This is a genomic window from Peribacillus frigoritolerans, assembly GCF_001636405.1.
Classification (GTDB): domain Bacteria; phylum Bacillota; class Bacilli; order Bacillales; family DSM-1321; genus Peribacillus; species Peribacillus frigoritolerans.
Window position 1 is genome coordinate 4,469,119 of sequence record NZ_KV440950.1, and the last position, 25,579, is coordinate 4,494,697.

The window sequence follows — 25,579 nt, forward strand, 5'->3', positions numbered from 1 at the left end:
TAAAGATTTCGTTCTTTTATTGTGCATCCAATTAAGGAGTTTTAGCAAATGGTTCGCTCACCTTACTTCATTTTTGATGAATATTCATGAATGAAAGCGGTCAACCTCTTCAGTGTTTCCGGATTTACGGAAGGGAAAACCCCATGACCAAGGTTAAAGATGTAGCCGTCCTGCTCCATGCCCTGATCGAGGATCCTTTTCGTCCGTTCTTCTATAACATCCCATGATGATAATAGCAGGGCAGGATCTAGATTACCTTGTACCGTTTTCTGGATTCCCATTTGTCTTGCTTCTGTAATTGGCAGTCTCCAATCAAGCCCGACTACATCAATCGGAAGATCATTCCACTCAAGTGCCAAGTGACTTGCGCCGACCCCGAACATGATTAGCGGTACATTTTCTTCACGCAATGATGAAAAGATACGAGTCATGATCGGCTTGATGAATACGCGGTAATCTTCAACATTCAAAGCACCCACCCAGGAATCAAAGATTTGGATGGCTTTAACGCCGGCTTTGATTTGCGACTTGACATAGACGATGATCATATCCGCTAACTTATCCATTAATGCAAACCAGGCCTTTGGCTCGGAATACATGAAAGCTTTCGTCTTATTGTAGTTTTTGGAGGGGCCGCCTTCAATCATGTATGAAGCAACGGTGAAAGGAGCCCCGGAGAAACCGATCAAAGGAACGGACAATTGCTCCGTGGTCAATAATTTAATCGTGTCCAACACATATGGGATGTCTTTCTCTGGGTTCAATTCACCTAATTTTTCAACATCTGTCACCGATTGGATCGGATTGGCTATGACTGGACCGATTCCGGACTTAATCTCAACATCGACACCAATGGCTGGTAGCGGTGTCATTATATCTTTATATAAAATCGCAGCGTCTACATCATATTGCTCAACTGGCAATCTAGTTACATAAGCGCATAATTCCGGCTGATGAGTAATTTCAAAAAGTGAGTACTTCTCTTTCAATTTACGGTATTCCGGCTGTGAACGGCCAGCCTGACGCATATACCAAACAGGTACATGATCCGTTTTCTCTCCTCTTGCAGCTTTTAAAAATGTATCATTCGTAATTTCCTTAGACATTAATATCCACCTTTCAAGCAATCACGTTTCTATTTTTATTCATTACCTACATAGAATATCAGAAGGATGTTGAATTTCAAATCGAATCTCCTTAAACTATAGCTTTTTCTATAATATATTTGTCAAAAAATCGACTTTTATATATGTATCTTACCGGTTTACCAGCTTAATGGTTAGTTTGGAAATGGTAAAAGCACTATTCATTGGGTAAAATGGGTATACAGGTACTATATAGAAATTGGAGGGGAATTTATGAATGTATTCATCACATCAGGTACTTATGATTTTTTGAAATTAAAAAAAGATAAACACCCGAATGAAAAAATATTACTTATGCAGAACGCTCAAAACACAGTACTTTTACATGAAACTACAGGTAAAACGCTCTTCAGCTCGCCACGAAAATATGAGGTAGTCGATGGGAAGGGAACTCTTCAAGATCATGGATATGTGGTCATGAACAATATCCCTGTCAGTGAGGAAGGACGGCCGGTATTTGAACACCGTTTTAAAAACAGGGCCGGATTCATTGAAAATGAACCAGGCTTCGTTGCCCTTCGTATCCTGCGTCCAATCAACTCTGAAACATATGTAATCTTAACGATTTGGGAAAAACAATCGGACTTTATGAACTGGAAGAAATCCAGTTCATTCCAGCAGGCGCATAACAGTGACTCCAAACCTCCTGTTACGAATTCCAGCCAGAAGATGTTTTCAGGTGAAGCCTTTGTAACACAGTATACATTGGTGAAAGATTCTGAGGAATAGACTATTTACTGCTTAATAAGAGGCCCATCCTAAAGGATGGGCCCCTTCATAGTAATGCAGAACGTTATTTGGACGCTAAAAGTCATATAAACCTATAACAATCCGACAAATTCCTTCTTTATTTCCGGGGAAATGCAACCGATATTTACATATATTTCATCAGAATCCTTTACTCAAAGCATCTAGATCCCAGGAATTTATACAATTTAAACAAGATTAAACTATATGCCGCCCCTAATGCAAAACCTGCCAAGATATCAGTTGGAAAGTGAACTTTCATAACGATCCTGCTGACACCAATTAGCAGGACGAGACAAAAGAAACCGATTCCCACTGCCCATTTCAATGAGTTTCCTTTAATTTCACTCATGATTAAATAAGCAACCATACTGAAGAAAATAAGGCCCACCATTGCGTGGGCACTTGGAAAACTGAAGCCGGCGGTCTCCATCAAATGATTTTCAGGGCGCACTCTTTTAACATGATTTTTTATCCACCCATTTAATACATCCCCCCCCCCCCCGGCAATCCCGATAGAAAAGACGGCCATGGTCCAATAATCCTTCTTCATTATCCACAAATATAGAACACATAGTAAGCTACCAAAACCAATGAACATGGATTTTCCAAGATAGGTAAAGGATTTAAAGAAAGTGAACGAAAAAGTCTTTTTACCTACGGAAAAGAGTTCCGCAATATATGTATCGAATGCTAAAGATTTCTCACTCTGGACTTCATTCATCAAAAAAAAGAATAGCAACAAGCAAAGCGAAACCATAGCAATCCAGGAATATTTATTCATTATATATCTCTCTCCTCAAGGTATTTAATTCACTTTGGATCATTCAGAATATGATATACTATTTACAATTAATCCAATCATTGGGAGGTGCAAAATGATACAGCGATTACACGATCTTCTGGATGGCTCATATGAAGAAATGGTTTCCATCAGGCGTTACCTTCATCAACATCCCGAGCTTTCTTTTCAAGAAACCCAAACGGCAGCCTTCATCGCTGAATATTATGAAAAACATGGAATCGAACACCGGACGAATGTAGGCGGAAATGGTGTTATCGCCAAGGTCACAGGCAGTAAGCCTGGTAAAACCGTAGCATTGCGCGCTGATTTCGACGCCTTACCCATTCAAGATGAAAAAGAAGTTCACTATAGATCTTCCGTACCCGGGGTCATGCATGCGTGTGGACACGATGGCCATACAGCGACACTCCTTGTCCTTGCTAAAAACCTGAATGAACTGAAGGATGAGCTCGAAGGTGAATATATATTTATCCACCAGCATGCTGAAGAATATGCTCCAGGGGGTGCCAAACCGATGATTGAGGCTGGCTGCCTTGATGGGGTGGATGTAATTTTCGGCACCCATTTATGGGCGACGGCCCCAACCGGAACAGTCCAATACGCTTATGGACCCCTTATGGCCGCTGCTGACCGTTTTGAAATCACCATTCAAGGGCAGGGCGGACATGGAGCCCAGCCGCATAAAACCCGTGATGCAATCGTAGTCGGCTCTCAGCTCGTCATGGCCCTGCAGCAAATCGTAAGCCGCCGCCTAAACCCAATAGATTCTGCAGTCATTACCGTCGGTTCCTTTGTAGCAGATAATGCCTTTAACGTCATTGCAGATAAGGCTAAAATAATCGGGACCGTCCGCACATTCAAGGAAGATGTCCGTTCATTCATTAGCGAAGAAATGGAGCGGATTGTTAAAGGAACCTGCATAGCTGCGGACTGCACCTATGAATATCAATACTTTCAAGGTTATCCAGCTGTTATTCCGCATGTTGAGGAAACTAAATTCCTCATCGAAAGCACTGAGTCCGTCAAGGAAGTTTTGATTACAGAGGAAATTGACCCGGATATGACAGGTGAAGATTTTTCTTATTATTTACAAAATGTAAAAGGTACATTCTTCTTTACGGGAGCAAGGCCAAAAAATGAACATACATATCCACATCATCACCCTTTGTTTGACATTGATGAAAAGGCGATGCTCATTGCTGCCAAAATATTAGGCACTGCAGCGGTGACCTATCACAATAAGGAACAATCATCTAAAAAAGTGAATGAACCTATATTGCGAAAATGATAAAGGGACGGGTCTTCCCCCGTCCCTTACTGTTTAAGAAGTCTGATTCGGTAACAATGGACAGCCGTTTCCCCAAGATGTTCCAACAAATGATGGTTGGCATATCCACCGACAGCTGCCCCAATACCTGGAACGAGCTGGAACATTTTAATGACATCGATGTGATCGCGATATTCCTGCTGAAATTCCTGCCAGTCTATTTCCGGCCACTTCCCTGAATCCCATTCCTCTATTACCTGTAATGTTTCCAATTTCTTCTCCTCGCTTGAAAATGCCATCTGGAAGATATGGAGAATGAATAAACGTTCCTCATATTTATTTGGATCGAAACCGTATATACGGGATAGTTCGAATAATAATTTCATCTTGATGCTAAGCAGTAATGGGAAATCAGCCAATCCAATTAAAAGCCCTGCCGCTCCGGTTCCCACACCTTCTATAACGGCCGTTTTCCGATATGCCGCCACAGTTTCCGCAACCCACTCTTCTTTTTGCTGCAAGGTTAGTAGCACTACATTTTTTTCTTTAGACATATATTTAGAACCTGATAATACGGCCTCTATCATCCCTTTAATACTATCAGTAATTACTTTGTGCACTCTGTCTGGAATATAACTATTCAATTTGATTTGCGCCTTTTTGGACATCCTCTCAAGCCTGCCGGATTTCTTGGCTACTTTCTTTTTCCATGATACTAGTTCAGATAATGCCTTTTGTTCATATTCATCCATCATTCAACACCTCCGTTAAATATGTATATACCCCCTATGAGGCTTTTAGTTTCAATTTTCATTTCTTAAAAGAATAAAATACCTAAAACGTTTTTTGGGGGTTGTAAAAGTATCCAAGTCTATTTCGAACCAAGTTTTAGAATAGGTGACCCTTGTTGTTTTTACTGTAATCCTTAATGGATGGAAGAAATTTGCGACACCCCTGCCGAAAAACTGGCTAGCCGGGACCCCACAGACGCTTGCGTCAAGGAGGCTTGGCAGACAGTCGGCGGAAAGGGAGCGAATTTCTGAAATCAACTGAAATGTAATATCCGTAAGTTAGACTCATCCCGAACTAGATTTTAGACTGGTTAATCCTTCATGTTTTTTTTACTGTAATCCTTAATGGATGGAAGAAATTTGCGACACTCCTGCCGAAAAACTGGCTAGCCGAGACCCCACAGGCGCTTGCGTCGAGGAGGCTTGGCAGACAGTCGGCGGAAAGGGAGCGGATTTCTGGAATCAACTGAAATGTAATTTAAGAAAAAACCGTAAGTTAGACCCATCCCGAACCGGATTTTAGACTGGTTAATCCTTCATGTTTTTTTACTGTAATCCTTAATGGATGGAAGAAATTTGCGACACTCCTGCCGAAAAACTGGCTAGCCGAGACCCCACAGGCGCTTGCGTCGAGAAGGCTTGGCAGACAGTCGGCGGAAAGGGAGCGAATTTCTGGAATCAACAGAAGCATTAATAAAGAAAAAGCTGATTTTATGAAAAATCAGCTTCAGCTTAAAAGTTTTTTATTTTCTTTGTTGCATAAATTTTAAAGCCGATTATGAAAACAAGACCCATTGCCAAGGCGGCTAAAGCGGACATCCATTCCCCTTTCACTAGCAGGACCAAACTGAAGACAAGGTCCTCAAATAATAGGAAATAGGAAATTAGTTTTATTACTGCAGATTCTCTCATTTTTGCTGGCAATGGATACAATGAGACCCATACTTTCCACTCATGTGCCTTCCAAACCGGCAGCAGTTGCAGGGCTGTCATGAATAAGAACATGAACGTAACAATCAAATGTGCAAATATGTTAGTGAATACACTTAAAATCACGGATCCCATGATCGTTAAACGAAAACAAAGTCCCACATAATCATTGGATCGCAGAAGGGTACGGGCGTAAAGATAGGTATAAGTTGACTTATAACCATACGGAATGAGTGCTAATAGCCAGTCCATCCATTTCCTTCTCGCTACCTTCCCTTTCAAATGAGGAACATCAGTAAACATGTTCGCCATTCGATAGAAGGAATTCATCCGTTTGTTTTCCAGTTCCACCAGCCGTTCCCACTTTAACACGAAACCTTTAGTCGCGCTTCGGTAATACATGTAAAGTGCTAACAATAACAAGAAGGTTATAAGTGCAAACAGTATATTTGCCCTTGAACAGATAAAATAAAGAATCACGCCATTAAGTAAAAAGCGGATGAGAGAGTCCCAATGGCTCACTGATGTATCCTGATATTTCAATACCAGCCAGCGCATGGTCAAATTCAAAAACTTCAAAATAAGCAAAACGGCCAGGATGATTCCAAGGTCCTTACCTCCTGCACCCGTAACCTTCGCATACATCGGTATCGATGCAATCAGGACAACCAGAAGAATAAAGCCCTGCATGACCCAGCTTAATATCAATGAATTCTTGAAATAACTTCTCAACTTCGTTTCAAGCGGAAGCAGGAATACCGTATCGGGTTCTTTCAAGAAAGTATTTATCGGGCTTCTGGTTACAATGATCGATAAAACAAAGGCCATGATCAATGCAGCAGGGAAATCATTGTTTAACGTCTTCACCCAATCACTGTAATAATAAGCCAACCCACCAAGAACCAAAACCATGACAAAAACAAGATGGCCATTAAAAATATAACGAAGATATTTTTGCGTTTCATTTATATAGCCTAAATATCTTTCCTTCCAGAGATTTTGACTATTCATGACCGATTTCTTCTTTCGTCAATTGGATATATAAATCGTCCAAAGTTGCCCCTGGCATGGAAAATTGTTCACGAAGCTGCTCAAGATTGCCTTTCGCCCGAATCTCCCCATTATGCAGTATGATGAAAGAATCACAATACCTCTCGGCTGTCGCCAGAATGTGTGTAGACATTAAAATTCCCGCTCCGCTCTCTTTCATCTTCCTCATCAAATCAAGCAGGGATTGAATGCCTAGTGGATCAAGACCTACGAAGGGTTCATCGACGATATATAAAGACGGCTGTACTAAAAAGGCGCACATTATCATGACCTTTTGCTTCATTCCCTTTGAAAAATGTGCCGGGAACCATTTAAGCCTTTTCTCCATATGGAATTCCTTTAACAGAACGTCCATCCTTTCTTTAAATGTGGCTTCCGCCAAACCATGTGCCATGGCTGTAAGCTTTAAATGCTCCTCAAGTGTAAGCTCATCATACAAAATGGGCGTTTCTGGAACATAAGTGAATTGTTTGCGATATGTATCCGGGTCCTGAACTAGTGTTTTACCATGAATCGAGACGCTTCCGCCTTTCGGCTCCATGAGTCCGATGATATGTTTAATCGTCGTACTTTTCCCAGCCCCGTTAAGCCCAATTAACCCAACCAGCTCATTTGGCTGAATGTCAAAACTTATTCCTTTTAAAACGGGCGTTTTCGTATATCCGCCCACTAACTGCTTTATTTCCAATAAGGACATATAAACGATCCTTTCTATATAGAGGTTCTTATTTCCATTTTATCAAATTCTCCTGCTTTTATATAGTCGAGTGTTCCGGAACCCAATTTCCATAAATAACTAATTATATTTTTCCTGCTTGATGGCCATCATAATTAAGGAAGAAGGGGTTAGTCATTACGTGTGATTCACATCATATTGTAAATGAGGTGTCAGTTAAAGACGTATTATACTGAAATACCCATTAGGTTTATTACAAATGATTTACATCATATTGTAAATGAGGTGTCAGTTAAAGACGTATAAACTGAATTAAACCAGAAGCTTCATAACAAAAATCGTTTCGAGCAAGGAGATGGTTCTCTTGCACGTAAAAGCAGAAAAATCATTCAATAATTATCAATTATGCTTTAAAAGTTGATGAAACTTTAAAGATATAGGAGATGGTTGCTTTGAATGGAAAATCTCTATTTAGATAATAACCATATTTTACTAAAATGTAGATGAGGTGTTTGTCGCAGAGAATTTATGCTAATGCGAATTTTGAAGCAAAACCCCCTTTTTCGACAGGCAGGGTGCAACTTAATGTTGCATCCTGTTTTTATATTTTTCCTTTTCTCAAGGATTCAAGCTATGGTACGATTAACCAAATACATTAACTTTTAAAGGAGCGTTATTCATGAGTGATTGCATTTTTTGCAAAATAATCGATGGGGAAATTCCAAGTAGTAAAGTTTTCGAAAATGAACATGTTTTGGCCTTTCTTGATATCAGTCAAGTAACGAAAGGCCATACGCTGGTAATACCTAAAGTACATAAGGAAAATCTTTATGAGTTGACACCTGAGATTGCCAAGAACCTTTTTGAAGTGGTGCCGGAAATTGCCCGCGCCATGAAGCAGGAATTCCAACCTGTAGGCCTGAACCTTTTAAATAACAACGGTGAAGCTGCAGGGCAGTCCGTTTTCCATTTTCATATGCATTTAATTCCTCGGCATGGGGAAGGTGACGGCTTTGGTGCAGTTTGGAAAACAAATACCAGCGACTATACACCGGATGACCTGAAACAAATCGCTGACTCCATTGCACAGCATCTACAATGAGACTGCAATAGCCTGTGAAGAAGGTTTCTTTCTCCTTTCGTTGCTTGAAAAAATGATCCCGAGTTGGTCCTCACATTAAAGTGCAGGACCTTTTTACTTTGGTCCATCATTAAAAAACGGATTTAAAATTCTAAATTTTCCTCCAATTGAATTTAGTTTTCTGGTAGGATATATGAATAGTCTCAAATACTTTATCACATAGTCGCATAGGAGGAAAAAAATTGAAACGTGCACGTAATTTTAACGCTGGGCCAGCCGCCCTTCCTTTAGAAGTTTTACAAAGAGCCCAAAACGAATGGTTGAATATTGAGGATTCCGGTATGTCTGTCATGGAATTAAGCCATAGAAGTTCCGAATTCGAAAAGATTCATAACCATGCCATTCAATCATTAAAAGATCTTATGGAAATTCCTGAAAATTATGAAGTTCTCCTGCTGCAAGGAGGGGCAAGTCTACAATTTTCCATGATTCCCATGAACATTTTGAAAGATGGAAAAAGGGCAGATTATGTCCTCACTGGTTCTTGGTCGGAAAAAGCATTAAAAGAAGCCAAAAAGGTTGGTGAAACGGCCGTAGTCGCTTCATCCAAAGATGAAAAATATACGTTCATCCCTAAAGTGGAAGATATCAAATTGAATGACGATGCTGCCTATCTTCATATCACAAGCAATAATACGATTTACGGAACACAGTGGAAGGATTTCCCGGAAACAGGCAACATTCCCCTAGTAGCTGATATGTCGAGTGATATTCTCAGCAAAAAGATTGATATTAGTAAATTCGGCATCATCTATGCTGGTGCACAAAAGAATCTAGGTCCGTCGGGAATCACAGTCGTTATCATCCGTAAAGATTTAATAACGGATAATGACAAAATCCCATCCATGATGAACTATTCGATCCATTCGAAAAATAATTCTTTATACAACACTCCTCCGACATTGGCCATTTACTTATTGTCCCTTGTGTTGGATTGGGCAAAAGATCAGGGCGGAGTGGAAAAGATTGCTGAAATCAACGAAGAAAAAGCAAAAGTCATTTACGATGCCATCGACGGCAGTGATGGTTTTTATAAAGGCCATGCCCTACCGGACAGCCGTTCATTAATGAATGTAACATTCACGCTTCCGTCTGAAGAAGCTGAAGTGCAATTCCTTAAAGAAGTGAAGGAAGCCGGATTCGTAGGACTGAACGGTCACCGTTCCATCGGCGGCTGCAGAGCATCCATCTATAATGCGGTCCCTCTATCCCATTGCCAGGACCTTGCTGATTTCATGAAGAAATTCCAGGAATCGTATAAAGCGAAGGAAGCTCAAACTCATTAATTCAAACAAATATAACTTCTAAAAAAATAGGTCTTATGATATACTATTTTAAACTTCTTGCAACAAGCAATAGTGCATTGTTGAAGAAAAGCTGTTAGTTGAGATGAGAATAGGAGAGATGAGTAAATGAAAACGAAAACCCTTGTGTCACTGTCCCTATTAATCGGGATTGGGGCTGCCCTGCATTTTATCGTACCTGGATTCTTCCTTGGAATGAAACCGGATATGATGCTGTTGATGATGTTTTTGGCGATTACCCTGTTTCCCGCTAAGAAGAATGTATTCATTGTCGCCCTGGCAGCAGGAGCCATCTCTGCCATGACAACTACATTTCCAGCAGGACAGATCCCAAATATCATAGACAAATTGGCAACAGCCTTTCTGTTTTACCTTTTATTCATCAGTCTAAAGAAGTTTTCAACATCCGTTGTCACCGTCAGTATCTTGACTGCCGTTGGAACATTGATTTCCGGCGCTGTCTTCCTTGGTTCGGCTTATTATATCGTTTCCCTTCCAGGGCCTTTCGTTGCACTTTTCGGAGCTGTTGTGCTTCCTGCCGTATTGTTAAATACAGTTGCGATGGTCATCATTTATCCAATTGTGAACGGCATAGTAAGAAAATCAAATATACCCATTAATGCTTAAGCAGCAGGATCATCATACCTAAAAAAGCACCGGACTGTCCGGTGCTTTTTTTTCCAATCATATGAATCTGGAATTCTAGTCAGAATCATCCTCCAATGGTCAATGAATCAATATCCACATAAACCAAATGAAAAGCAGTAAAACCCCGGGGAGACCCATAGCGAAGGCTCTAGCCTGGAGCACCCTCCTAGGCGGATAGATGCCAGGAGATTTAGCTTGCCTTAGAAAATACCCCATTCCGCACAGGCATACCAGGCCTAATAAAAAAATGATTTTCATTATTAACCCACCAGTGCCATCCAAGTTCCGACAGCTTGTTTTTATTATCTATATGCTGCTCTTCCCTTTATATGAAGCATTATTATTAAAGCTTCAAGTTATTTTTAAATATTATATATTTACTCTCTAAGTTTAAAAAAATATTTTTGTGATATAAAGATAAAATGGTCGATTCTCTTCCATAAGGATGAAAATTATGGTATTTTGATATCAATAGTATTTCTCTCCCTATTTATCATAATTTCCAATTGATGCAGCAGGGATTCAGACCATGGAAAGCGAAAACATATTATAAAATGAGGTGATCCTAATGAAAGCAAAATCATTACTAATTGGCTTTTTGACCGGAACAGTAGTAGCTGGTGCGGCAACCTTACTTTCGACACCAAGTTCAGGTAAAGACCTACGGGCCCGCATCAAGACGAATACCGACGAAATTAAGACTACAATTGATGAATTAAAGGTAAAAATGCAGAATATTAAAGATGACACGATGGAAGCTTCACAAATAAGCAAAGAAACGGTAAAAACATTCATTTCGGATGTTCAGGTCGTCATCGAGAACTGGAAGCGGGAAATCGAACCCAATAAGAATGAATTATTGAAGAACGTTCAGGAAATTGAAAATTCATTGAAAGAATTGGAAGCGGCCGCCCCTACTTCTAAAAATAGCTGACATCGTCACACAAACTTGATTCTCCATTTTTCCCAATAAATTACATGATTTATTGGAGAAGAATGGAGAATTCATAAAAAAACTAAAATTTTCTAAAAATTTCGCAAATATTTTTCTTTATTAATTTTTATTTTATTGTCATAATAAATATATAGAATCTTATAAGTAGGTGAGCCCATAATATGCAGAATAAAAATTATTCTATGAAAGAAGCAATGATTTTTAGTCAACGAATTGCACAATTAAGCAAAGCATTATGGAAATCGATTGAAAAAGATTGGCAGCAATGGATCAAGCCCTATGATTTAAACATCAATGAGCACCATATTCTTTGGATTGCTTACCATCTTAATGGATCTTCCATTTCAGATGTTGCAAAATTTGGGGTCATGCATGTTTCTACCGCATTTAACTTTTCAAAAAAATTAGAGGAACGCGGATACTTAACATTTTCAAAAAAGGAAAATGACAAAAGGAATACGTATATAGAGATTACAGCGGAAGGTGAAAAAATTCTCCTTGATTTAATGGAGACATACGACCCAAGTAAGAACTCCGCTTTCTCGGGTGCACTTCCATTGCGTGAGCTTTATGGCAAGTTTCCGGATATGATTGAAATGATGGCCATCATCCGAAATATATACGGTGAAGACTTCATGCAAATCTTTGAACGATCCTTCGATAACATCGATCAGGAGTTTACGGACGTGGAGGGTAAAATCACAAAAAAAAAGATAGAGAAAGAAACTGAGCCAGTTTAATCTCATACTCTATCCATTTCCTTCATGAATGATACATATAAACCTTGTGAGATGCATGCATCAATGCATTCCTTTGTAGTTATTTTTGGATTAACCTTTCTTTCAAATTGATTAAAAAGCGGTCGAAAGTTCATATACCCTTCCGCTTTTTCTATTTCATAGCGTTTGCTCAAGATATCACATGTTTCCAATAATTCTTCCGCTTCCTTCTTCGTGAAATTTTTTTCCACAAATAGATAGTCCAACTTGGCCTCCGGATTGCGTATAAGGTTTAATAAAAGCCGTTGATGAAAACGGAGTATTTCCATTTCTTCATTTATATTTTTCATACATCACTAATCCCCATTCAATCATTCAATTTAACATAAAAGACTTATAACCAATTTTTGATTTTTCCCATTCGGTAATCCGCCTGATCCCCATTTCAAAACCTGCCCATTGCATGCTTACTCACCAAAGTGATTTCATCTTAAACATAATCCAAGAATTCCATTGCTTTTTCCACCCATTCATCGTAATGTATGTAAGTATATTCAACAGCTTTGGAGGGCTGATTTCGAAATGAATTCGTGGAAAACAATTGACGTGGCAAAACAATATGGGAATTGCCGTCTGCTCTTTTTTTCAGTTTTTACTATATTGATGTCTTTTGTTCTGATCTATACATTATTAAGTGTCTTTTCAACCCATGTTATTTTGTATGGCGATCAAACAATGGTATTTTTTAGCCTATTGCTCTTATTATATCCTGTTCACAAACTATTACACTATTTACCTTTACGATTATTATGTAAAAAAGTGAAAACTTCATGGTCCTTGAAGTGGAACCTGGTGTTGACATGCAGAGTCAATGTGCATGTTCCGATTCGAAAGCATCTTTATCTCTTGACCCTTGTGTTGCCTTTCGTCATTATGTCTGCCACATTGATTGGTTGTGCCCTCAGTTTTCCGCATTACATCCATTATTTCACTATTTTGTTATCCCTGCACACCGGCTTATGCGTATCGGATTTTATTTATATAAAAAACCTTGTTGGTTCCCCAAGGCATTCTTTTATCGAGGAACACCTCGAAGGATACGATATACTTATTCAAAAGTGATTCCTTATTCATTCATAATGATGACTGCTAAGATTTTTAGGTATCTTTTTTCATTATAATTTGGTATCGTATTTATACATGATGTTTTGCAAGGAGGGATTTTAGGTTTTGATCTCGTTCTGGTTTATTATTTTTGCTATTTTGATCCTTTATAATATTAATAGAATGACAAACTCTTTATGCATTCAAAAGGAAATTGCTGAAGACCGGCAGCCTAAAGTATTCAGGACCATTAATGTATTAATTACTATTATGTTATTATCCTCCTATATTGAAATTTTGTATACGTAGAGATGAGCAACAAATGATGTCCATGATTTGTTACATACATTGGTGATACCCGGAGCATTATCCACATAAAGAAAAAGGGCGAAGCAATAGCTTCGCCTTTTGTTTATGGTTTTATAACCAAGAAGCCCCAATGATGACTAACAGGATGAAAAGAACGACAATTAGAGCAAAGCCTCCACCTATTCCTCCAGACATTGATCTTCCTCCTTTCCATTCTTAAGTAAGAATAATTTAATGCACACTCTTATATCCGCCAAAAGGAATCCATTCCTTTCATAGCTTGAAAATCACTTAAATCTTTTTTGTTGAGCGGCTACCCTATCCTATTCAACTCCATGGCAAAAGGAGTGGGCTCTTTCCATTAGTAATTTTGCAGCCGATTAGCAATAGGCTGCTCCTACAATTATTAATAAAATGAATAACACCACTAACAAAGCGAAGCCTCCGTTAAATCCATTACCCATTATGCTACCCCCTTTTGTTGTCCTCGATTTATCATATGTAATGGATTAATATCCGGGTAGGCGTACACCCATTTTTCAAAAAAATCTTATTCATGCACCAATATATTATTTTTTGTAAAGTAACCAGAATATGTTATAGTTAATTTTGTGGAAATACGAAAAAATAGCAAACCAGAAACTTATAACTAGGAGTTGTTTTTATGAAGAAGTGGGCATTATCGATTGCTGTTACTGCAGGGCTGATCGGACTTACAGCATGCAACAGCGACAAGGAAGCAGTCGTGGAAACTAAAGCGGGGGATATAACCAAAGAAGAATTTTATAATGTAATGAAAGACCGTTATGGTGAAACCGTTCTTCAAGAACTTGTTTATGAAAAAGTTCTTTCTGAAAAATATACAGTAACGGATAAAGAAGTTAAAGCTAAAACGGACGAACTTAAAGCGCAAATGGGTGAAAATTTCGAAACGGCCCTGGCCTCTTCCGGATATAAGAGCGAAGCTGATCTTAAACGTGCACTTAAAATCGGCATGCTTCAAGAAAAAGCAGCCGTTGCCGATATAAAAGTTAAAGAAGCTGATGTGAAAAAAGCTTATGAAGACTATAAACCACAAATCAAAGCGAGACATATTCTCGTGGAAGACGAAAAAACGGCCAATGAAGTTAAAGCTAAATTGGACAAAGGTGAAGACTTTGCCAAACTTGCTAAAGAATATTCAACGGACACAGGAACAGCTGAAAAAGGCGGGGAGCTAGGCTGGTTCGGACAAGGTGAAATGGTTCCTGCATTTGAAGAGCAAGCTTACAAAATGAAGAAAGATGAAATCAGCAAGCCGATTAAATCCGATTATGGCTACCACATCATCCAACTTCTTGATACAAAAGAAAAAGAATCATACAAAGATATGAAAAAAGATCTTGAATATGATTTGAAAGTCGCTCAAATTGACCAAACTAAAGTTCAGGACATTCTGAATTCAGAAGTCAAAAAGGCGGACGTGAAGATTAAAGATAAAGATTTAAAAGATGCCATCACTTCTGGTGACGCAGCCAAAGCTGAAAAATAATTAAATAGTAAAAAGCGACAGGACTTTACCTGTCGCTTTTTTTCATCATTCGGGCTATGCTCCTTGATTTATATCCTTTTTACGCCTCTCACGCTCTTCTTCCATGCGTTCAATGTATTTCTGACCTTCCTTTTCAATCCAAGCATCATCTATGAGGCGATCCTGCCTAGCTGTCCAAATTGACATGATTGCACTGACAATTATTCCAATAAACACGAACCAGATCCAAATTGGCATGTCCATTCCCTCCCAAAAAATCTACTATTCATTTACTAGAGAATATGCTCGAACAAAAAAAATATGCTTCTTTCTCCATCGAGAAAGAAGCATATTTCATTAAAATGTCGGTTTATAGAATGAACGATTATCGAGCGCGAAGACTCTTTCCGTAAATTCACCCGGCTTCACTTTTTCCAAGGCGCGGTCCATCATATTTATCTTGGCATCCATATTATCAATATAATGCAGAACTTCCGCTTCCCTAACCATCGGCGGCTTGGGACTGCCCCACTCAGCTTTACCATGGTGGCTTAATATCAAGTGCTTGAGAATCATGATTTCTTCCGCTTCAATGCCCAATTCCTCTGCAGCTTTACCGACTTCATTCACCATGATGGTGATATGTCCCAACAAGTTCCCTTCCACTGTATAAACAGTCGAAACAGGTCCAGATAACTCATGCACCTTTCCAAGGTCATGCAGAATGACCCCTGCATACAAAAGATCCTTATTGAGGGAAGGATATAGGGTTGAAATGGCCTTAGCCAGCCCTAGCATCGATACAACATGATAGGCCAGTCCCGACATATACTCATGATGGTTCTTGGTGGCAGCCGGGAACGTCAGGAATTCATTCTGATATTTTTTAATGAGATGCCTAGTCACCCTTTGGATATTCGGATTCCTCATTTCAAAAATGTATTGAGTGATGGTTTCCATCATTTCTTCCTGACTTAAAGGCGCCGTTTGAATTAAATCGGCTTTCGTGACCCCGTCAGTATCTGAAGTAATTCTAATATTACGGATTTTCAATTGGCTGCGTCCTCGATAATTTTGGACTTCCCCTTGGACTTTCACTGTTGCTTCCGCACAGTATGTTTTCTCATCAGCCTCGGAAACATCCCATAGCTTTGCCTCTATCTCCCCGGTTTTATCGCACAAAATCAATGTTAAAAACGGCTTTCCATTACTTGCCACCGCTTTTGTACTCGTTTTAATGTACATATATATATCTACTACTTCACCAATTCCGTAGTGTATGATCCCATTTCCCATGCGACTGCCTCCGTTCAATTAAATATCAACATTATAACATACCAATCTCGTTAGTGCGTTTAGTTTTCGTTAATAAGTGATAGACATTGGACAGGAAAAGCCAAAGCTTTGCCGTCTCTTATCACTCCACAAGAAAACCAGGCTTGATCCCAAGCCTGGCTCTCCAATCAAATCTATTTCAACAGTTTTTGTTCGGACAATACGCGCACTTCTCCTGGCCATCAATTCGGTAATATAAACAGCATGTCACCCGTTTATAATGGTTCATGGACTCCGGAACACTTTTTTCCCCAATGAATCGTTTAAAGGGGGAACGCGTTTCAATATTCAGCCATACTTCATCTTCAAGAAGCATTTCAATGTCCTTTTCAACTCGCGTCTTTATATCAGTTTGCTTCAATAACTCACTATACATCCATACCGTATAGCTCCAAATATTTTCCCAAAGTACTAGTTTCGATATTTTAGCAGTTCCGGAAAAGAAGCGAATGGCATCAGCACCAAAGCTGTTCAATATGGAATGGAGGGCAGAAGGGCTTTCCTTTTCCGAGACATGGCTCCAACTGTTGGTTTTCAGCAAAAAATTCGGGAGCCAATGCTCATCTTCCGGATCATCCAAAACACCAAAGTCCTGAAGTGTGCCTTCCCAAATAAGCCGATGTTTACTTAACATGTACAATTGTGCCGTGACAAAAAAAGCATAGCGTCTGAACCACATTGAAATGGCTATCCTTGACGTTTCCGCCCCAGTCCGGGCTTGTGCATACTGAATAAGCTCATCAGCATGATTGAAGGTCTTGGAAACTTTGGCTTCATCTCGAAAGGATATCCGGTATCCCTGAAGTTCTTTTTCAATGGATGGTGTAAGGTTATGCATTGGCCAGCGCTTTTATCTGAGTTTGTGCGTAGCGCCCTTTACCAAACGGGACGCACATGGGACTGCCAAAAATTGGATCAAAGGATATTTGACATTCCATGCTGAATACATGCTTTACCAATTCAGGCGTGATGATATCCTCTGGCCGTCCTTGAGCATGTATCGCCCCATTTTTAAGTGCCACCAGATTATCCGCATAACGGCAAGCTAAATTCAAATCATGAAGCACCATCACGATCGTTCGGTTCTCAAACTCATTCAAGTCGAACAATAAGTCCAAAATCTCGATTTGATGGGTCATATCAAGATATGTAGTCGGTTCATCCAACAAAATGACATCCGTATCCTGAGCAAGCGTCATGGCTATCCATGCCCGTTGCTTCTGCCCTCCCGATAATTCATCGACTGCCTGATCCTTTAAATCGGTCAGATTCGTTGCTTCAATCGCCTTTTGAACTTTTTCTTCATCCACGGAACTCCACTGTTTCAACCAACTTTGATAAGGGTATCTTCCTTGTTTAACAAGTTGATAGACGGTAAGCCCTTCAGGAGCAACCGGGGATTGCGGAAGAATCGCCATCTTTCTCGCTACATCCTTCGATGGCATGGTTGAGATCGCTTTGCCTTCGAGCAAGACCGAGCCGGATTGAGGTTTTAACAATCGGGCTACAGACCTAAGAAGTGTTGATTTTCCACATCCATTAGCACCGATGAATACGGTGATCTCCCCTTTGGGTATTTCTATATTCATATCATTTATTATTAATTTATCACCATAACCGAGCGATAAAGACTGAGTGTTAATAGCTGGTCGCATTAAAATACTCCCCTTTTAGTCTAATAATACCATTTTAATGAAAATGATTCTCACTGTCAATCTTAAAAAGGAATATAAACCATAACTCCATGTCCCATTCCTCTTAAATGATTCATTAAAGTGAATGCTCCTTTAAAGATATGAAGCTTCCTTTGGAAACATTAATCTAAAAAAACCAGCACATTATACTTTCATTCATCACTGCCTGTAGCTTCCGAACGATAGTCCATTCTCCCCCTCTGCGAATTACTATCGGAATTTTCAAACTCCATTTAGCGGAAAATAAAAAGAGCCCTCCATATGGAGAGCCTTTTAACCGACAAGCAGGCGATTTGTACAATGTTCCAGGGATTCATCCCTAATGAAGGTAAATAAATCGTGATCGATAAAAGGAATTATTCCTTTTGCAATATTCCATGCATTGACCTCTATTTGATAAAGGATTTCTGATTTTCCTGTACGGTGCAGCTCCTCACTAAGCACAGCAAGATCGGGGTCTAATGCGTGCCCCATCTCATGTGTGAGAATCACCCATGTATATTCCTCAAGCCTTGAAAGCGAGCCTAGGGAGCGTTCACACTGAATTTCAATATCTCTCTCATATAAAGTGATGCTATGACCTACGGCAGAATATTTTCCCCCAACACATCGTTTACCTGGAAACTCCTTTTCGATGATTAACTCCAAAGAAGAATCATGGCGGCTTACAAACTCATTCCTATTCAATGACTTCACTCTCTTTATCTATAGTTTAATACCCATTATATTTCGGGATGATCAAATCATTCATATTTTGGCGCAATACGGGGCTGGATAGACGAATCACTTGATTTTCACTAAAGTGCTCCATTATATATCGGTGGCATGTAAAAAATAAGATTTGCCGCTTTTCCGAAACTTTTTTCAATAACTCAAGCATCCGTTTTGTCCTTTCCGCATCAAAATTGACGAAACTATCATCAATGATGAGAGGGAATGAATCATTTTCAAAAGTATGATCAGCAAGTGCGAGCCTTAAGGAAACATAAATTTGCTCAGCTGTCCCGCGGCTGACCTCTTCAACCCTGAAACTCAAACCATCACTGCGCTGTACCAAAATCCCTTCTCCCGACTGATCAAGGATGATTTTCCGATAGTTTCCATTCGTTAAGAAGGAAAAATGCCGCTCGGCATCAGCGATCACCTTCGGCAGGCGCTCCCTTTTATATCGGTCCAATGTTTTATTCAATAAGCTTTTGGCTATTGCCAATTTCGCCCATTCCTTCGCCTCTTCGTTAAAAGCAGCTTTTTCTTCATGAAAACGATGAAGTAAATCATCATAAATCCCTGAAACTTCAAGCTGTTTTATCTTATGCTTCGCATCCGCCCGCTTCTCTAACAAAAGGGATTTCACCTTTACAGAATCCTTCCGTTTCTGTTCTATATTTTCTAATGTATAAGTATTGATCCCCTGTTTTAAATAAGATTGGATTTGATCAGGCAGCATTCTGGATTGTCCAATTTGAATGGTAATCAAATCAAGCTGCTTTTGTAAGGTGATTTTCTTTTCGGACAATGCAGCGACATGCCTGAATTCTTCCTCGTCCTTGACCTTCGCTAACTTAAAAAGCATTTCCATTTCTGCATCAAGATAGCCATTTTCCATCGTCAGCTGCTCGATTTCGTTCGTCAAACGACTTCTTTCCTGCATCCATTGCGTTAACTGAACGGAGAATTCAACCGCTATATTCAACTCCCGTTTCAATTGGCCAATCGCTTCCCTCCATGTGGATGTTTCAAAATCAAGGCTATTTGCAAAATGAAATAAAGCCTTTGATTTACCCTCAAATTCTGCCTGGAGAAAATCATGCCTCTTGATTGTTTCATATTTCCTATCAACGGCTTCCTTCCATTTCTCAAGAAGTTCAAATACAGATTCAAGATTGATTTCCATTCCAGGATAAGACAGACCCCAACCGCTTAAGATGTTCCTCAATTCTTTATCCAACCGGTCCCTGCTAGCTTCCCAATCGGCATACTCCTGAATCGTCGATTCAAACGCTTCCTCCCTTTCTTCATATTTGAAACTTTCACTTTCAAAGCGCCTTTGGAGACGATGGTCCAGTTCAAGTAGCCTCCCCATCGACTCTCCTTCACTTCCTTTATTGGTTTCTCTCCCAATTGCAGCCCTTTTCCTTTTCATCTCATCCAATTGCCTGATATACCCGGACGATATATCATCACCTTTAAAGAGATACCTGGAAACCGCAAACAGAACAGCTATGGCTAGAAGTATCACACCCAACAAAATCTGTTCACTGAAATAACTTCCGATTGCACCTAAACATAGTAGCACTATTAAACTGGCATTCATGATATGTGAACGTTTGCGATTATCCGCTTCCTTCTTCCTCTGTAATCCCAATTGCTTTTCAAGTTCAAGTATTTGTTCATCAAGAATAAGGGATTGTGCTGCTTCAAATTCGATGTTATTCTGCTTGTTGTATAAGGACTCCAGCTCGATTCTTTTTTCATCTGGCAGTAACTGGGCCTTTATCTCCTTCAAGCGGGCTTCTGTCGTTTCCAGACTTCCCTTTTGCAGTTCATATTTCTCATCGAGCTGTTTTTTATCATTTTGGAGCTGATGCTTTTCCCTTTCGGCCCTTTTCACCTTTTCCTTCATGAATGTACTGATATCCAGTTTTCTTATTTCCTCATCAGAAACATCCAAGAATAATTCCTGCTTCACCTTTTCGATATTCTTTTCTTCCAACAGCCTTTCGTGTTCCGCTTTTTTAATATCCAGCTCGAGCTTCTCCAACAATGTTCCTTGATCGATTGCATGTTCAATTTGCTCTTTATGCTCCTTGATGAAAGGATTGATTTCGATTTCCGTGAGTTTCCCCTCAAGTTTGTCCATTTTCTCAGTCAATGCCGCAAGTTGGGCTTTCATGGGGATTCCAACTGCCTGTAGCTGTTCAAGTCTTTTTAAGCCATCAACAGGAAAATTCACATCCGGAATTTTACTTATTTCAGCCTCTAGTTCCCCCTGTTCTTCAACCAAGGGTTTAATTCGCAAAAAAGCACTTACGTTAACAAGATTTTCTTCAATCTCTTGAATGCCTTCCGTGACTTTAGAGAGATCCTCCTTAAGTTTTGCTTCTTCCTGAAGTAATGCCGTATATGACCGCTGTTCTTCTTCAGATGCTTTCACCTTTTTCTGCAATTCCTTAAGTTCTTTCATTTTCACATTCAGTAAAGGTTTTTGGCCTGATGGCTTGAACCTTGAATCGAGCTCTTTTTGCAATTTCGTTTCGGCTTCAAGAAGTTTATCATTCCCGATCAGCCCGGCTGAAAGCAGATATTTACTCATCGTACCTTCACTTAGTGTATGTAATCCCTGCAGGCCTTGAAGGTCGAAAGAAAAAATGGCTTGGTAATAGTTTTTATCAACGCCATGAAGAATCTCATTCAATTCTTCCTCGCCGCCGACCCTTCCATCCTCGAAGGTCAATTTCACATCACCAGTAGCTTTTCCCTTCACACGTTCAATAACGATTTCCCCGTCTTTTTTTGTTATAAGGCTGAGCCTTCCCCCATATTTGGCATGCATTTTGGGCTCGTAACGCGGTTCGTTTTGAACCTTTGTCGGAAAACCAAATAGCATACTATGAATGAAGGACATGATGGTTGACTTGCCCGATTCATTTTCCCCAAAGAAAATCTGCAGCTGTCCCAATTCAGGAAAACGCTGATTTTCCAGTTTGCCGTAACCATAAACATGGAGGTCTTTAATAATCAAATCCGTTCCTCCTCCCTACACTCATTTATTCGCTTCAAAAATGTGCAAAAGCCATCTTTCCGCTTCATCCAACAGTTCGATCTGCTCTTCCCGCTCTATTGAATCGAGAAACCTTCTTGCTCCCTGATGAATGTATAGCGGGGCAAGAGCAGCCTCCGTATCATCAAATTCAGAAGCAAGCCTGGATACCTCAGCCAGAAATGGCGATATACTTTCATTTGACCTATTCATAGGAATGGACTGGATGAGTTTGATTTTATACACCCAGACAAATGATTCCCCTTGGTCCCCTTCCTGCAAAATCCGGGTCAATTCTTCAAGATATTCCCCGGTAGCTCCTGCTGCATCACCTGCATCCAGCTTCAACTCCAAAAGAAAGCTTCTCCCATCGAAACCCTTCCGTTCAATTACTTCCTTGCATTGCTTGAACAGGGCATCAAATCCACCTTCTGCGGATCGTTCAATTGTTTCGCTTTCCCATATTACCTCAGAGGTTTCAATAAAAGAATGGTGCTTCATGTCCCCATCGAATTCTATAAGCATGCACCCTTTGACGCCTGACTCCTTTCTGTTCCTGCCTTGAATATTTCCTGGGTATATCACAAGCGGATCTTCCGAAACAACCTGATGTTTATGAATATGGCCTAATGCCCAGTAATCGAAATCTTTGGCAGCAAGTTCCTTCAATGAAAAAGGGGCGTACGGGCTATGTTCGGAATTGCCTTCCAAATTCCCATGAAGCAAACCAATATGATAATCGGCCCCTTCAGCTTTTATGTAGGTTTCGATCATTCTCTCCCTTACTTGACGGCGTGGATAACTGAATCCATAAAGATGGACAGTCGTCCCATCGATTTTTTCAAACCGTTTCACTTCGGTTTGCCCTGAAAATACATGGACATTTTCAGGCAGCTCCACAGTAATCCATGAGCCGCTAAGATGATCATGGTTACCATGAATGATATAGGCAGGGATCTGATGCTGCTGGAGTTTTTCCATTTCGGTCCGAAAGCGGACCTGTGTCCTGAGACTCCGATTTTCCCCATCAAATAGATCCCCCGATAACACGATAAAGTCAACCTGACGGGTAATTGCCTCATTAATGATAGTTTGAAAAGCTTTAAACGGACTTTCCCTTAATTCCTTTAATATAGATGACGGCATATCCTTCAACCCTGAAAAGGGACTATCCAGATGGAGATCTGCCGCATGAATGAACTTCACACCGCTCAAAAGTGTCACCTCGATTTCTTTCAATATTTCATATTCAATTTTAACATGAGCAGAACATACTTTCCCATACATTATTATTTTAATGCGTCATCATGCAGTATGGGCAAATTCAACAGGAAAAAGACCGAATGGCGAACATTGTTTCATTCACGGCATCCGGTCTTTTTCATCAATTAAAGATATCCATACTTAAATAGCGTTCACCATTATCCGGTGCAATGCATAATACTCGTTTTCCACTTCCAAGACGACGGGCTTCCTGCAGGGCAGTCCAGACAGAGGCACCTCCTGAAGGCCCAATCAATATCCCTTCCTTCGAAGCCATATCCTTCATGGTGGAAATCGCATCTTCATCAGCCGCTTGAACGATTTCATCAAATACCTCTGTATTTAAGATGCTAGGGATAAAACCAGGGCTCGTACCCACTAACTTGTGGGGACCAGGCTTTCCTCCGGAAAGGACTGGGGAACCCTTAGGCTCGACAACGACAACCCTTAAATCCGGCAGATGTTCTTTCAAGGCTTCACCTGTACCGGTTATCGTTCCTCCCGTTCCAGCAGTAGCGACAAAAACATCCAGGTCTCCATCCATCTGATCCAGAATCTCGACTGCTGTCGTCACTCTGTGAATATCAGGATTGGCTTGGTTTTCGAATTGCTGCGGAATAAAGCTATTAGGAATCTCTGCTGCGAGCTCCTCGGCTTTACGAATGGCTCCCGGCATCCGCTCTGATGCAGGGGTGAGGACAACTTCCGCTCCGTATGCCTTTAATATATTGATTCTTTCTTTCGACATATTATCCGGCATGACCATAATCGCCCGATACCCCTTAGCCGCGGCATTCATGGCAAGCCCAATACCTGTATTCCCTGATGTTGGTTCTATGATCGTAGCCCCGGCTTGAATGATACCATCCAATTCTGCCTGCCTAATTAAATTGAAGGCAGCCCGATCTTTTACACTGCGGCTCGGATTGAAATACTCAAGTTTCACGAATACCTCAGCGTCATCCTCCGCTGTTAAATGATTAATCCTAACAACAGGTGTATCTCCTATCAATTCAGTGATATTATTAACGATTTTTACCGTCATTCAAAAAAACCCCCTTCGATCCATGCACTTTCACTCAAGTTTATTATATCATTTATGATTTTTCATTTTAAAGAGAGAATTCCTCTAGTATAAATAGGTTTTGTTTTCATTCTTTCCAAGCTTAAAGGAAAAAAACGAGAAGTTAGTTCGATATAGTTACTTTTTCAAGATATTCAGCTATGTATCAATATTCCTTGTCTTAATAGATTCACTCACATAACAATAGTCAAAATTGACAGATAATGATAAAATTTTTATAACAGTTGATAACATTTTTGATAAGGGAGTTTTTGAAAATGAGCAGAATATACAAATTAACCGTTTTTGAACCGTCAGGGGAAAAACTATTGGATGAATCATTTACAGCCGAGAATGATGAACAAGCAAAAGAATTGGGGCAAAATCTATTGAAGGAAAAAAACTATCAAGATCAAACACATCGCTGTACATCGCCTTCAGGCGCTTTATTGCTTTTTCATCGCTGATTGAAAATGGAAGCGCAATCACAAAAAATATGATCAAGTTTTCCATACTTTCCTTATATAAAAAAGGCCGTCACTGGAAAGTGACGGCCTTTCTTGTTCATTTTCCAATGAAGTTCGGTTTCCTTTTTTCCACGAACGCTTTTATTCCCTCTTGGTGATCCGCTGTTTGGCGCATTTTCATCTGAGCAGCTTTTTCAATCTCAAGCATCTTAATTAATAGCGGGCGATTTTTTTCACTAAGGATCTTTTTCGTTTTAATCATGGCCTGCACCGGACTTTGCAGCCAAGATTGCACTTTTTTCTCTACCGCATGTTCCAAGGTTCCGTCTGCCACTTCATGAATGAGGCCCTTTTCTTTTGCTTCAAGCGCTGTAAGCACTTTACCTTCCCAGATCAATTCTTTCGCACCCACTTCACCAAGACGGCGTTCAAGGAAGAAGTGTCCGCCGCCATCAGGGATCAATCCAATCCCGATGAAATTCATCGCAACCTTACTTTCCGAATCGGCAATAAGATGATCCGTTGCAAGAGCTATACTCAGCCCTAGTCCTGCAGCTGCACCATGAATGGCACTGATGGTCAATTTAGGCATGAAGTATAGGGTGGTCACCAATTCACTGATTCCATCCATCAGCTCATCGAAAGCGTTTTCTTTTCCAGGCGAGAGCATCATCTTAATGTCACCACCAGCGGAAAACGCTTTCCCATTCCCTTTTAAAATGACGACGTCCACTTCATCATTCTCGCTCACTTCCTTCAGGGCATTAATGAAATCATGCAGCATTTTCGGATTTAGAGAATTCATTGCCTCTGGACGGTTCATTGCAACAGTGGCCGTCCTGTCCGAATATGTGACTAAAACCGTGCCTGCAGGTGATGTCGATTCAATACTCAAT

29 protein-coding genes are annotated in these 25,579 nt (G+C 40.1%); 11 read left to right on the forward strand and 18 right to left on the reverse strand.

What is annotated here, in order from left to right; genetic code table 11:
* Positions 1–62: 62 nt before the first annotated feature.
* Entirely contained in the window at positions 63–1,106 is a 1,044-nt protein-coding gene (gene hemE, locus A6755_RS21095; RefSeq protein ID WP_063591864.1) for a uroporphyrinogen decarboxylase, read from the reverse strand.
* A 252-nt stretch (positions 1,107–1,358) separates the two neighbouring features.
* Between hemE and A6755_RS21100 the strand changes: the two genes are divergently transcribed.
* A complete protein-coding gene (locus A6755_RS21100) occupies positions 1,359–1,874 on the forward strand; it encodes an antibiotic biosynthesis monooxygenase family protein (protein WP_034314668.1) in 516 nt (171 codons plus the stop codon).
* Positions 1,875–2,043: 169 nt separating this feature from the next.
* Here the strand turns inward: A6755_RS21100 and A6755_RS21105 are convergent, their stop codons facing one another.
* Entirely contained in the window at positions 2,044–2,676 is a 633-nt protein-coding gene (locus A6755_RS21105; RefSeq protein WP_063591865.1) for a phosphatase PAP2 family protein, read from the reverse strand.
* Positions 2,677–2,770: 94 nt separating this feature from the next.
* Between A6755_RS21105 and A6755_RS21110 the strand changes: the two genes are divergently transcribed.
* Entirely contained in the window at positions 2,771–3,985 is a 1,215-nt protein-coding gene (locus A6755_RS21110) for a M20 family metallopeptidase (RefSeq protein WP_063591866.1), read from the forward strand.
* Positions 3,986–4,011: 26 nt separating this feature from the next.
* Here the strand turns inward: A6755_RS21110 and A6755_RS21115 are convergent, their stop codons facing one another.
* The 3 genes from A6755_RS21115 to A6755_RS21125 form a co-directional block, all read right to left on the reverse strand.
* The gene (locus A6755_RS21115) at positions 4,012–4,716 is read right to left on the reverse strand and encodes an EcsC family protein (RefSeq protein WP_063592644.1); all 705 of its coding nucleotides are present in this window, start codon (positions 4,714–4,716) and stop codon (positions 4,012–4,014) included.
* A gap of 771 nt (positions 4,717–5,487) precedes the next feature.
* Positions 5,488–6,696: an ABC transporter permease gene (locus A6755_RS21120; RefSeq protein ID WP_063591867.1), complete on the reverse strand. Its 1,209-nt coding sequence runs from the start codon at positions 6,694–6,696 to the stop codon at positions 5,488–5,490.
* The gene (locus A6755_RS21125) at positions 6,689–7,432 is read right to left on the reverse strand and encodes an ABC transporter ATP-binding protein (protein ID WP_034314676.1); all 744 of its coding nucleotides are present in this window, start codon (positions 7,430–7,432) and stop codon (positions 6,689–6,691) included. The genes A6755_RS21120 and A6755_RS21125 overlap by 8 nt, the downstream gene beginning before the upstream one ends.
* A 658-nt stretch (positions 7,433–8,090) precedes the next feature.
* Between A6755_RS21125 and A6755_RS21130 the strand changes: the two genes are divergently transcribed.
* From A6755_RS21130 to A6755_RS21140, 3 genes are all read left to right on the forward strand, one after another.
* On the forward strand, positions 8,091–8,513 hold the full coding sequence (locus A6755_RS21130; protein WP_063591868.1) for an HIT family protein: 423 nt from the start codon (positions 8,091–8,093) through the stop codon (positions 8,511–8,513).
* Positions 8,514–8,734: 221 nt separating this feature from the next.
* Positions 8,735–9,838 (forward strand): 3-phosphoserine/phosphohydroxythreonine transaminase, encoded by a 1,104-nt coding sequence (gene serC / locus A6755_RS21135; RefSeq protein WP_034314681.1) that lies wholly within the window; start codon positions 8,735–8,737, stop codon positions 9,836–9,838.
* Positions 9,839–9,964: 126 nt separating this feature from the next.
* On the forward strand, positions 9,965–10,483 hold the full coding sequence (locus A6755_RS21140) for a tryptophan transporter (protein WP_034314684.1): 519 nt from the start codon (positions 9,965–9,967) through the stop codon (positions 10,481–10,483).
* A gap of 99 nt (positions 10,484–10,582) precedes the next feature.
* On the opposite strand, the gene yhzF is transcribed toward A6755_RS21140, so the two are convergent.
* Positions 10,583–10,762: a membrane protein YhzF gene (gene yhzF, locus A6755_RS28455; protein WP_034314687.1), complete on the reverse strand. Its 180-nt coding sequence runs from the start codon at positions 10,760–10,762 to the stop codon at positions 10,583–10,585.
* 310 nt (positions 10,763–11,072) lie between these two features.
* Here yhzF and A6755_RS21150 point away from each other — a divergent pair, with 310 nt between their 5' ends.
* Both A6755_RS21150 and A6755_RS21155 read left to right on the forward strand, forming a co-directional pair.
* Positions 11,073–11,438: a YtxH domain-containing protein gene (locus A6755_RS21150; protein WP_034314689.1), complete on the forward strand. Its 366-nt coding sequence runs from the start codon at positions 11,073–11,075 to the stop codon at positions 11,436–11,438.
* Between the two features lie 182 nt (positions 11,439–11,620).
* Positions 11,621–12,199, forward strand: coding sequence for an HTH-type transcriptional regulator Hpr (locus A6755_RS21155; RefSeq protein ID WP_034314691.1), 579 nt, complete (start codon positions 11,621–11,623; stop codon positions 12,197–12,199).
* Between the two features lie 2 nt (positions 12,200–12,201).
* Here the strand turns inward: A6755_RS21155 and A6755_RS21160 are convergent, their stop codons facing one another.
* Entirely contained in the window at positions 12,202–12,528 is a 327-nt protein-coding gene (locus A6755_RS21160) for a DUF1878 family protein (RefSeq protein WP_053534080.1), read from the reverse strand.
* Positions 12,529–12,913: 385 nt separating this feature from the next.
* On the opposite strand from A6755_RS21160, the gene A6755_RS28370 reads away from it, so the two are divergent.
* Complete coding sequence (locus A6755_RS28370; protein ID WP_377307421.1) at positions 12,914–13,300, forward strand: DUF3267 domain-containing protein; 387 nt, start codon at positions 12,914–12,916, stop codon at positions 13,298–13,300.
* Between the two features lie 108 nt (positions 13,301–13,408).
* Complete coding sequence (locus tag A6755_RS27775; RefSeq protein ID WP_034314696.1) at positions 13,409–13,591, forward strand: hypothetical protein; 183 nt, start codon at positions 13,409–13,411, stop codon at positions 13,589–13,591.
* Positions 13,592–13,702: 111 nt separating this feature from the next.
* Here the strand turns inward: A6755_RS27775 and A6755_RS21175 are convergent, their stop codons facing one another.
* Positions 13,703–13,786: a YjcZ family sporulation protein gene (locus A6755_RS21175; protein WP_034314699.1), complete on the reverse strand. Its 84-nt coding sequence runs from the start codon at positions 13,784–13,786 to the stop codon at positions 13,703–13,705.
* 185 nt (positions 13,787–13,971) lie between these two features.
* On the reverse strand, positions 13,972–14,055 hold the full coding sequence (locus tag A6755_RS26390; protein ID WP_034314701.1) for a YjcZ family sporulation protein: 84 nt from the start codon (positions 14,053–14,055) through the stop codon (positions 13,972–13,974).
* A 200-nt stretch (positions 14,056–14,255) separates the two neighbouring features.
* On the opposite strand from A6755_RS26390, the gene A6755_RS21180 reads away from it, so the two are divergent.
* The gene (locus tag A6755_RS21180; protein ID WP_034314704.1) at positions 14,256–15,122 is read left to right on the forward strand and encodes a peptidylprolyl isomerase; all 867 of its coding nucleotides are present in this window, start codon (positions 14,256–14,258) and stop codon (positions 15,120–15,122) included.
* A gap of 54 nt (positions 15,123–15,176) precedes the next feature.
* On the opposite strand, the gene A6755_RS21185 is transcribed toward A6755_RS21180, so the two are convergent.
* The 8 genes from A6755_RS21185 to cysK form a co-directional block, all read right to left on the reverse strand.
* Positions 15,177–15,359, reverse strand: a complete 183-nt coding sequence (locus tag A6755_RS21185; RefSeq protein WP_312008979.1) for a sporulation YhaL family protein — start codon at positions 15,357–15,359, stop codon at positions 15,177–15,179.
* A gap of 99 nt (positions 15,360–15,458) precedes the next feature.
* A complete protein-coding gene (yhaM, locus tag A6755_RS21190) occupies positions 15,459–16,397 on the reverse strand; it encodes a 3'-5' exoribonuclease YhaM (protein WP_063591870.1) in 939 nt (312 codons plus the stop codon).
* Between the two features lie 178 nt (positions 16,398–16,575).
* The gene (locus tag A6755_RS21195) at positions 16,576–17,274 is read right to left on the reverse strand and encodes a (2Fe-2S)-binding protein (protein ID WP_063591871.1); all 699 of its coding nucleotides are present in this window, start codon (positions 17,272–17,274) and stop codon (positions 16,576–16,578) included.
* Positions 17,267–18,091: an ABC transporter ATP-binding protein gene (locus tag A6755_RS21200; RefSeq protein WP_034314715.1), complete on the reverse strand. Its 825-nt coding sequence runs from the start codon at positions 18,089–18,091 to the stop codon at positions 17,267–17,269. The genes A6755_RS21195 and A6755_RS21200 overlap by 8 nt, the downstream gene beginning before the upstream one ends.
* 312 nt (positions 18,092–18,403) lie before the next feature.
* On the reverse strand, positions 18,404–18,817 hold the full coding sequence (locus tag A6755_RS21205; RefSeq protein WP_063591872.1) for a hypothetical protein: 414 nt from the start codon (positions 18,815–18,817) through the stop codon (positions 18,404–18,406).
* Between the two features lie 25 nt (positions 18,818–18,842).
* On the reverse strand, positions 18,843–21,872 hold the full coding sequence (locus A6755_RS21210; protein WP_063591873.1) for an ATP-binding protein: 3,030 nt from the start codon (positions 21,870–21,872) through the stop codon (positions 18,843–18,845).
* 21 nt (positions 21,873–21,893) lie between these two features.
* On the reverse strand, positions 21,894–23,096 hold the full coding sequence (locus tag A6755_RS21215; protein ID WP_244889757.1) for a metallophosphoesterase family protein: 1,203 nt from the start codon (positions 23,094–23,096) through the stop codon (positions 21,894–21,896).
* Positions 23,097–23,274: 178 nt separating this feature from the next.
* Positions 23,275–24,198: a cysteine synthase A gene (gene cysK, locus A6755_RS21220; RefSeq protein WP_034314721.1), complete on the reverse strand. Its 924-nt coding sequence runs from the start codon at positions 24,196–24,198 to the stop codon at positions 23,275–23,277.
* A gap of 296 nt (positions 24,199–24,494) precedes the next feature.
* Here cysK and A6755_RS21225 point away from each other — a divergent pair, with 296 nt between their 5' ends.
* Positions 24,495–24,683 (forward strand): YhzD family protein, encoded by a 189-nt coding sequence (locus A6755_RS21225; RefSeq protein ID WP_048677954.1) that lies wholly within the window; start codon positions 24,495–24,497, stop codon positions 24,681–24,683.
* 97 nt (positions 24,684–24,780) lie between these two features.
* On the opposite strand, the gene A6755_RS21230 is transcribed toward A6755_RS21225, so the two are convergent.
* Positions 24,781–25,578 carry an enoyl-CoA hydratase gene (locus A6755_RS21230; protein ID WP_034314728.1) on the reverse strand — a complete coding sequence of 266 codons (798 nt, stop codon included), beginning with the start codon at positions 25,576–25,578 and terminating at the stop codon, positions 24,781–24,783.
* Position 25,579 lies beyond the last annotated feature (1 nt).